This is a genomic window from Psychrobacter piechaudii (genome assembly GCF_900162825.1).
GTDB lineage: Bacteria > Pseudomonadota > Gammaproteobacteria > Pseudomonadales > Moraxellaceae > Psychrobacter > Psychrobacter piechaudii.
Map to the genome: position 1 here is coordinate 1 of NZ_FUGE01000092.1, position 2,300 is coordinate 2,300.

At 44.3% G+C, this 2,300-nt stretch carries 2 protein-coding genes; both read left to right on the forward strand.

The annotated features are described in order from the left end of the window. A partial coding sequence (locus A1019T_RS13845) for a transposase (RefSeq protein WP_279626159.1) occupies positions 1 to 183 on the forward strand: 183 nt, incomplete at its 5' end. Between the two features lie 135 nt (positions 184 to 318). Beyond that, the gene (locus tag A1019T_RS04210; RefSeq protein ID WP_077450564.1) at positions 319 to 2,142 is read left to right on the forward strand and encodes an aminopeptidase P family protein; all 1,824 of its coding nucleotides are present in this window, start codon (positions 319 to 321) and stop codon (positions 2,140 to 2,142) included. Positions 2,143 to 2,300: the final 158 nt, after the last annotated feature.

Here is a 2,300-nt window from a genome sequence, read left to right on the forward strand (position 1 = left end):
CTTGATATTCAAAAAATCATTGAAGATTCAGGACACACTATTCTATGGTTACCGCCTTATAGTCCTGACTTAAACCCTATTGAGCAAACTTGGGCTTGGGTTAAGAAAAAGCGTCAAGATTGGGGAATAGATTGTATCGATACGTTATTCTTCTATTTTCTTTGGCTGTGTGACTGTTTTTAAGGGCTATGACTATAACTGAAAACGGTTGTAAACCGCAAACGTGTTACCATAATTGAATTGGTAGCACGTTTTTTTATATTTGAAATTGGCAAAAAAGACACAATAAAAAATAAACCATTAATTCAGAGGAATATTATGAGCAAGTCTGTAATCCAAGAGCGTATCAGTCAATTACGCCAAGTTCTAAAAAATAATGACATCAACGCCCTTATCATTCCATCGGCTGACCCCCATTTATCAGAATACTTGCCTGAATATTGGCAAGGCCGTCAATGGTTATCTGGCTTTACCGGCTCTGTGGGTACCTTAGTTGTGACCTCTGACTTCGCTGGTCTGTGGGCTGATAGTCGCTATTGGGTACAAGCTGCTGCTCAATTAGAAGATACTGGTATTACGCTGCAAAAACTACAACCTGGCTCGCCCAATCACGCTCAGTGGTTGGCAGAGAATCTAGACGTTGGTGACAGTGTGGCCATCGATGGCAATGTATTGTCACTGGCTGAACAGGACCGCTTATTAGATGCTTTTGATGAAGTAGCGGACAGTGAAGAAGACAGTATACGTCTAATTACTGAGCTGGATTTATTGGGTGAGATTTGGCAAGATCGCCCCGCGCTGCCTATGGCTCAGCTGTATGCTCATGACGCCCAGTTTGTGTCACAATCTGCTGCAGAGAAGCTGGCTGAAGTGCGGGCACAGATGCAACAAATTGGGGCTACCCATCATCTTATTTCAAGCTTAGATGATCTAGCCTGGTTGACCAACCTACGCGGTAGTGATGTGGACTACAACCCAGTCTTCTTAGCCCACATGATTATCACAGCAGACAAGGCGACACTTTATATCGATAGCGCTAAAGTGGGTGAGGACATTGCCAAGTTATTGGATGATGCCGGCATTAGCGTGGCGGATTATGATCAAGTTCAAGGGGCGTTAAGTGAATTGACTCCTGAGGATTTATTGCTATTAGACCCTAATAAAGTAGCGGTCGGTACCTTAAATGATTTGGGCGATGACATTGCTATGATCGAGCAAATTGCCCCAAGCAGTCTGCTCAAATCTGTTAAATCAAAAGAGGACATCGAGCATGTACGAGAAGCGATGCGTCAAGATGGGGCCGCACTGTGTGAGTTCTTTAGTGAGTTTGAAGCACGCTTAAATAAAGGCGAGCGCTTAAGTGAGCTAGATGTAGACAGCATGTTAATTGACGTGCGTAGTAAGCAGCCCCATTACGTGTCGCCTAGCTTCCCAACCATTGCTGGCTTTAACGCAAATGGTGCTCTACCACATTATCGTGCCACTGAAGACAAGTTTAGTTACCTTGAGGGCGATGGTTTATTATTAATTGACTCTGGTGCTCAGTATCAAAACGGCACCACCGATATTACCCGTGTGGTAGGTATTGGTAAGGTTAATGAAGGCCAAAAACGTGACTTTAGCCTGGTGTTAAAAGCGCACATCGCGTTAGCCAAAGCTTGTTTCCCAGATGGTATTGCCTCACCATTAATTGATGCGATTTGCCGTGCGCCTTTATGGCAAGCTCAGATGGACTATGGTCATGGTACTGGTCATGGTGTGGGCTACTTTTTAAACGTGCATGAGGGTCCACAAGTGATTGCTTATGCTGCTAGTAATCCGCCCGAGCGTGCGATGAAAGTGGGTATGATTAGCAGTAATGAGCCTGGCTTATATCGTGAGGGTCGCTGGGGGGTTCGCATAGAAAACCTAGTCATCAACCAGCCAGTGCCAACGCCACAAGAAACAGAGTTTGGTCATTACCTAAACTTTGAAACCGTCACCTTGTGTCCGATTGATACTCGCTTGGTGAACCCCAGCCTATTGACTCAAGATGAGATTGACTGGTTAAACGATTATCACAGTCATGTTTATAATGAGCTAAAAGACCGCGTTGAAGGTGAGGCTTTAGAGTGGCTAACCGAGCGTACCAAAGCCATTTAGTAGTAAGTTAAGCCCTTCATTGATAAATTAATTGTATTTAAAAAAACGCCCTTAATGGGTAATGCCAGTCAGTTAAGGCTGACTGGTATTTTTTTTGGGATATTTTTGTGGTTTTCCCTTAACCACCCTCGGGCAAGATCGCTTTCTGCGTTCAGGAA

Bases quoted from the DNA above. Each gene is read 5' to 3' on its own strand.
- A1019T_RS04210 (WP_077450564.1), top strand. From the start codon at position 319: ATGAGCAAGTCTGTAATCCAAGAGCGTATCAGTCAATTACGCCAAGTT.